General features: G+C 48.6%; 5 protein-coding genes. All 5 read right to left on the bottom strand.

Going from position 1 to position 6,715, the window contains the following annotated elements; translation table 11 throughout:
• Positions 1-197 precede the first annotated feature (197 nt).
• Positions 198-968, bottom strand: a complete 771-nt coding sequence (codY, locus tag ACJMM4_RS06595) for a GTP-sensing pleiotropic transcriptional regulator CodY (protein ID WP_405381584.1) — start codon at positions 966-968, stop codon at positions 198-200.
• An 18-nt stretch (positions 969-986) separates the two neighbouring features.
• Entirely contained in the window at positions 987-1,889 is a 903-nt protein-coding gene (gene xerC, locus ACJMM4_RS06590; RefSeq protein WP_405381586.1) for a tyrosine recombinase XerC, read from the bottom strand.
• A 174-nt stretch (positions 1,890-2,063) separates the two neighbouring features.
• Positions 2,064-3,386: a methylenetetrahydrofolate--tRNA-(uracil(54)-C(5))-methyltransferase (FADH(2)-oxidizing) TrmFO gene (gene trmFO / locus ACJMM4_RS06585; RefSeq protein ID WP_405381588.1), complete on the bottom strand. Its 1,323-nt coding sequence runs from the start codon at positions 3,384-3,386 to the stop codon at positions 2,064-2,066.
• On the bottom strand, positions 3,383-5,542 hold the full coding sequence (gene topA, locus ACJMM4_RS06580) for a type I DNA topoisomerase (protein WP_405381590.1): 2,160 nt from the start codon (positions 5,540-5,542) through the stop codon (positions 3,383-3,385). The genes trmFO and topA overlap by 4 nt, the downstream gene beginning before the upstream one ends.
• Before the next feature lie 11 nt (positions 5,543-5,553).
• Positions 5,554-6,696: a DNA-processing protein DprA gene (gene dprA / locus ACJMM4_RS06575; protein WP_405381592.1), complete on the bottom strand. Its 1,143-nt coding sequence runs from the start codon at positions 6,694-6,696 to the stop codon at positions 5,554-5,556.
• Positions 6,697-6,715 lie beyond the last annotated feature (19 nt).

Raw genomic sequence — 6,715 nt, 5'->3', positions numbered from 1 at the left:
TACAGATATGAGCGTTACCAAGAAAATCTCAAGCAGAAGACCCCCTTCGAATATAGTAGATATCTGCAACTAGCAGTCTAAATATAAGGGGGGTGTCCAAACTATAGGGTCCACGTCACATAAAAAAGGTCACGCAGACGCCATACTCAGCATCTACGCGACCTTTATATTCACAGTTTTAACGGTTAGTCACCGGTTTATTTTTTATTCTTCAGTTCTTCAAAAAGGAGGTCATTGATAACACGGATATAGGTACCCTTCATGCCCAAGGACTTGGTTTCAATCAGGCCTGCGCTTTCAAACTTACGCAGAGCATTAACGATAACGGAACGGGTAATGCCTACGCGGTCAGCAATCTTAGAAGCAACCAAAAGGCCTTCCATACCATCCAACTCTTTCAGGATATTGGTAATAGCTTCCATTTCAGAGTAGGACAAGGTGGACAGAGCGATCTGTACCATAGCTTTCTTGCGGGCTTCTTCCGCAATCTTCGCTGCACGCTCGTGAAGAATTTCTACGCCCAAAACAGTGGCAGCATATTCCGCCAAGAGTAGATCCTCATCATTGAACTTTTCGTCATATTTAGCAACAATCAAGGTACCGATGCGCTCACCATTGCCGTAAATAGGCACAACAGTGGTCATCTTATCCTTGAAAATACACTTTGTATCAGCAATAAAGGAGCAGTTTTGGTTTTCATGGGGAATATTGGCAACGGTTTCCTTCACACCCATGATAAAGTTCAAATAGTCCTCAGGAAAACGACTACCATCAAGAACCTGCTCGCGCATAATATCGCATTCAAATTCGTGGATCAAAGCGTAACCCTTTACACCGCCTTTACGACCTACAATATAGGTGTTAGCTTGGATTACATCACGAAGCAGTTTGGCAATATCGCTAAACTCAACCTTCTCGCCTTTCTGCAGCAATCTGTTAATCTTTCTGGTTTTCTCTAACAATTCCACAAGGACCCCTCCCTTAATCTATGCTCGCGGATGATTTTTCTTATAAACAGCAGCAATGCGCTCTGTGGTTATGTGCGTGTAAATCTGGGTAGTGGATAAATTGGCATGACCTAAAAGCTCCTGCACCGCACGCAAATCCGCTCCATGCTCCAGCAAATGGGTAGCAAAAGAATGGCGGATAGTATGAGGACTTACGTGCTTCCGCAGTGCCAATTGGGAAATGTACTTGTCCAAAATCCTTCTTACGCTACGGTCCGTCAAAACACCACCGCGACTGTTAACTAATAAATATCCATGCTCCGCGACACCGTACTTATTCATTAAAGCAGAACGCACCGGCAAATAGTGCTCCACTCCTAGGCAACAGGCGTTCCCCAAAGGTACCAATCTTTCCTTATTGCCCTTGCCCAGCAAAATTACGAAACGATTTCCTAAATCAATACGCTCCAAAGTAATACCCACCAATTCGGAAACACGGCAACCGGTGGCATATAATAGCTCCAGCAGAGCCTTATCCCTACTTCCCAAAGCAGTAGCTTCGGGCAAATCCAAAAGCTCCGTAACCTCCTCCTCGTCTAAAAAGGAAGGTAGCTTCTTTTCCAGCTTCGGAGAATGTATTCGTGCTAAAGGACTAACCTCCAGCACATTCTCGCGCACTAGATACTTATAAAAGGAACGCAAAGAGGATACACGTCTAGCAATAGTCCTACGCGCATATTTTTGAGCATTCAACTCTGCTAAATACGCACGGATATCTAGGACGCCCACCTGCTGCCACAGGAAGTTCTTCCCCAAGCGTTTGCTCAGGAACTCCCCACAGCTACGCAAATCCTTACGGTAGTTCTCCACCGTCAGCGGTGACGATGCCTTCTCCACCTCCAGATATGTTAAAAAGCGTTCCGGATAATCCTGACTTGCCATAGCACTACTCTCCTTATATAATCCTACACCAAAAGTAAGTTATTGGCAAGCGAATTTTTCTATTCTTCACAATATTCCAACACATTGTTCACCTGCAAAAAAGAACAGTGCCACGTAGCACTGTTCTTCATTGAATCAGTTCATAGAGAAATAAGAATATTTACACAATCTATGTTAGCCCAAATTAGGTTCCATGTCAAGCATAAATTTTTCCAAAGCGTCCAGTGCACGCGCTGCAATCTGTGCGTTTTTCTCTTTTTTCTTGCGAATGCGGACGGTCAGCGGCGGAATAAGGCCGAAGTTGACATTCATGGGTTGGAAGTTTTCAATAGCAGGATTGCTAATGTAGTTTGCCAAAGCACCATGAGCAGTTTCTGCCGGGAAATCCAATACAGGCAGCCCCAAGGCTTCCCTAGCCGCTGCCAAACCTGCCATCAAGCCGGAAGCAGCAGACTCTACATAACCTTCTACACCGGTCATCTGGCCGGCAAAGTAGAAACGTTTATCGCTACGCAGTTGGAAATGGTTATCCAAAAGTTGGGGAGAATTCAAATAGGTGTTTTTGTGCATAACGCCAAAACGTACAAACTCCGCTTTCTCCAAACCGGGAATCATGCCAAAGACACGGCGTTGTTCCGGCCATTTCAAATGGGTTTGGAAGCCTACGATATTGTACAGGGAAGCAGCGGCATTATCTTGGCGTAGCTGCACTACTGCATAAGCTTCCTTGCCGTTACGCGGGTCAACCAAGCCAACAGGCTTCAACGGACCAAAGCGCATGGTGTCCTCGCCTCTGGCAGCCATTTCTTCAATAGGCATGCAGGCTTCAAACACATCATGCTCAAAATCTTTTACAGGTGCGCTTTCCGCATTGCACAGCGCCTCCCAGAAGGCAAGATATTCTTCCTTGGTATAGAAGGGACAGTTAAGATAGTCGGCGCCGCCTTTGTTATAACGGGAAGCACGGTAAACTTTGTCATAATCAAGGGAATCTGCTGCTACAATGGGCGCTGCTGCATCAAAGAAGTGGAAATACTCTTCCTTGAGCATAGTGCGGATATTGGTAGAAAGAGCATCACTGGTCAAAGGACCGCTGGCAACGATAACAGTGCCTTCCAAAGTAGAAAGGTCCGTTACTTCCTCGTGGACAACAGTAATCAAAGGGTTAGCCTTTACTGCCTCCGTAACACCGGCAGCAAAACCGTCGCGGTCCACTGCCAAAGCTCCGCCGGCAGGCACTTGATGCTTATCCGCCTGCTCCATAATCAAGGAGCCCATACGGCGCATTTCTTCCTTCAACAGGCCAACGGCGTTTTCAATATTGCCTGCGCGCAGGCTATTGGAGCACACCAGCTCTGCGAAATAGTCAGTCTTGTGGGCAGCGTCACTTTTTACAGGGCGCATTTCGTGTAAAATTACGGGAATATTATGTCTAGCCAGTTGGTTGGCTGCTTCACAGCCTGCCAAACCAGCGCCAATTACGTGAATAGGGTTCATTTGCTTCCTTTCCTTGCACTTGTTTTACGAGCAGCAGTCTTGCGCACGGCAGGCTTCGCCTCCGCATTCGCCGTTGCGGCCCGCACCGGTTTAGCGTTAGCGCACTCCGGATTACTGCAGAATTTTTTCTTGCGTCCGCTGCGCTCCGTGTGTTCCACCATCATGGCACCGCAGGTCGGACATTTTTCGTTTAAAGGTAAATCCCAAGTAGTAAAATCACACTCAGGATATTGTTCACAGCCATAGAAAATTTTGCCGGTACGTGTTTTGCGTTCCAGTAACTCATGACCACATTTGGGGCAGGCTACGCCAATCTTCGTCAGAATCGGCTTAGCGTTACGGCATTCCGGGAAACCGGGGCAGGCAAGGAACTTACCAAAGCGCCCTTCCTTGATAACCATCATTCTACCGCACTTTTCGCACTTCACGTCGGAAACCTCCGGTGGCGGTGGCGGTACCAAAGGCATTTCTTCCGTAGCCCGCGCCATATCTTTAGAGAAAGGCTCGTAGAAACTACGCAGAACATCCTGACGCGTCAGTTTGTGCTCCGCAATTTCGTCCAGTTTGGCTTCCATTTCTGCGGAAAAAGGCACGTTGATCAAGCCAGGGAAATACTCCGTCAGCATATCCACAGTCATAAAGCCCAGTTCCGTTGCCAACAGCTTTTTGCCTTCTTTGACCACGTAACCGCGACTGATAATGGTGACGATAGTGGGAGCATAGGTAGAAGGACGGCCGATGCCCTTTTCTTCCAACTCTTTAATCAAGGTTGCTTCGGTGTAATGAGCGGGAGGCTCGGTAAAATGCTGTTCCGCAGGCAAAAGCTTGTGCAGCAGCACTTTCGTTCCGGGAGCGATATAGGGAACGCTCTTATCCTTTTCCTCGTCATTAGCCTTGGGATTCAAAGCTAGAAAACCGGGGAACTTCAGTACGGAACCGCTGGCACTCAACTCATAATCCCCTGCCCCAATGGTCAAGGTAGTAGAGTCATAGACAGCATCGCTCATCTGGCTTGCCACAGCGCGGTTCCAAATCAAGGTATACAGCTTTAATTGATCTACCGTCAAATGACGGGCAATCTCACTGGGAGTACGCAGCACGCTGGTAGGACGAATAGCCTCATGGGCATCCTGAGCGTTCTTTTTGGTGCTGTAGTGATTAGCACGGGCGGGGCAATACTCCTCGCCATGGTTATTTTTAATATATTCGCGGATTTCGTCAATAGCAACATCTGCCAAACGTACGGAGTCAGTTCTCATGTAGGTAATCAAGCCCACAGTGGATTTACCCAAGGATACGCCTTCATAAAGCTGTTGGGCAACCATCATGGTCTTCTTGGCAGAGAAGTTCAGCTTTTTGTTAGCTTCCTGCTGCAGATTGGAAGTCGTAAAAGGCGGTACAGGATGACGTTTCTTGTCCTTGCGTTCCGCCTTAGTAACTACGTATTCTGCCTTGGACAAAGCAGCTTCCGCAGCGCGGGCTTCCGCCTCATTGTGCAGCTCCAGCTTTTTGCCTTGGTATTTGACAGTCTTGGCTTCAAAAATAGGAGCCTTAGGCTGCTCCCTTAGCTTAGCATTGATGGACCAATATTCTACAGGCACAAAGGCCTCAATTTCTTTATCACGGTCAGCCACCAGCTTGACAGCTACAGACTGTACGCGGCCTGCGCTCAAGCCCTTGCGGATTTTCCGCCACAGCAGCGGACTCAGCTCGTAGCCTACAATGCGGTCCAAAATACGGCGTGCCTGCTGAGCATCCACCATATCCATATCAATATTACGCGGATGCTTAATAGCGTCCTTAACAGCTGCCGCCGTAATCTCGTGGAACTCGATGCGGCAGTTCTTATCTTCAGGCAAGTCCAAAATATGGGCTAAATGCCAACTAATTGCTTCACCTTCGCGGTCAGGGTCAGTTGCCAGATAAACTTTATCGGCTTTTTTGGCCATAGTTTTCAATTCTTTGATCAAATCGCCCTTGCCACGGATATTTATATACTTAGGCTCAAAGTTATTTTCGATATCTACACCAAAGGTGCTTTTGGGCAAGTCGCGCAAATGCCCCATGGATGCAGTAACCTTATAGTTTTTGCCTAAAAACTTTTCAATTGTCTTGGATTTCGTAGGTGATTCCACGATAACCAGATTCATCGTCATTATATTTCCTCCTACCTACGGTAGTATCTGCGCGCCTGATCCTGTCCTGCCAATCCGGCAGCTTCCAGTTCCAACAGTTCCAAGCTCACTGTAGCGAAATCGGCACCGCTAGCCTCGGTCAAATCCTCTAGGCTGCGTGCACCGCCCTGTAAAAGCTCTAAAAGCTTATTACCCAGCTCCGTCGCCGCACGCTTAGGTACAGGTGCAGACGTAGGCTGCAGGTCATCAGCCTGCTCCACATAGTCAAAAATGGAAGGCTGGGTAGCCTTGAGGCTCATGCCCAACTCCCATTGCACTTTATCTTCTAAAATATGCTGGGGCGTATCCACAAGTTTGGCTCCTGTACGGATCAGCTCGTGACAGCCAATGCTGGTGCCGTCAAAAATGTTCCCGGGGACGCAGTAGACCTCCCTGCCTTCATCCGCAGCAATATTGGCCGTAATGGTGGCGCCACTGCGTTCGGCAGCTTCTGCTACCAGTACGCCTTGACTCAAGCCCACGATAATACGGTTGCGGGCGGGGAAATTCTTGCTCAAAGGCTTGGTTCCCGGTGGATATTCGCTAATAACGGCGCCTCCCTGCTCCACAATCTTGCGGAACAGACCGGCGTTGCTTTCGGGATAATCAATATCTAGACCGCAGCCAACCACTGCCACCGTCACTCCCCCTGCCAACAGTGTCGCTCTATGGGCAGCAGCATCAATGCCCTTGGCACCACCGCTGATAATAGGGATGCCCTGTCGCGCCAGACTAGTTGCGAAATATTCCGCTGCCCGCTCCCCATAGCCTGTGCAGTTACGGGAACCTACAATGGCGCAACAATATTTTTCCTGGGGCAGTTTGCCCAGAACATACAGCACCACAGGCGGATCCCCAATAGTGCGTAATGCTTCTGGATATTCCTCATCCCACAGAGAAACGAGGTGCATACCCAGCTTGCGGCAGTAGTAATCGATTTTGGCAGGCAGTTGTTTGTCGCGGGTAGTGATGAACGCTTCCACCGCCGCCTCCCGCACGCCTGCGGCGCATAAAGTTTGAGCGTCCGCTTCAAAGACTGCACGAGCACTTCCCAAACGCTTACACAAAGCAGTCAATGTCTTACGCCCCAACCCGGGTACAACGGCACAAGCAGCAGCAAGATATAAATTATCCATAGATACAGTCCTCCCTTAT

The organism is Phascolarctobacterium sp. (genome assembly GCF_045124115.1).
Classification (GTDB): Bacteria; Bacillota; Negativicutes; order Acidaminococcales; family Acidaminococcaceae; genus Phascolarctobacterium_A.
The sequence above is the reverse complement of the archived record's forward strand: the minus strand, read 5'-3'. Positions and strand labels throughout refer to the sequence as shown.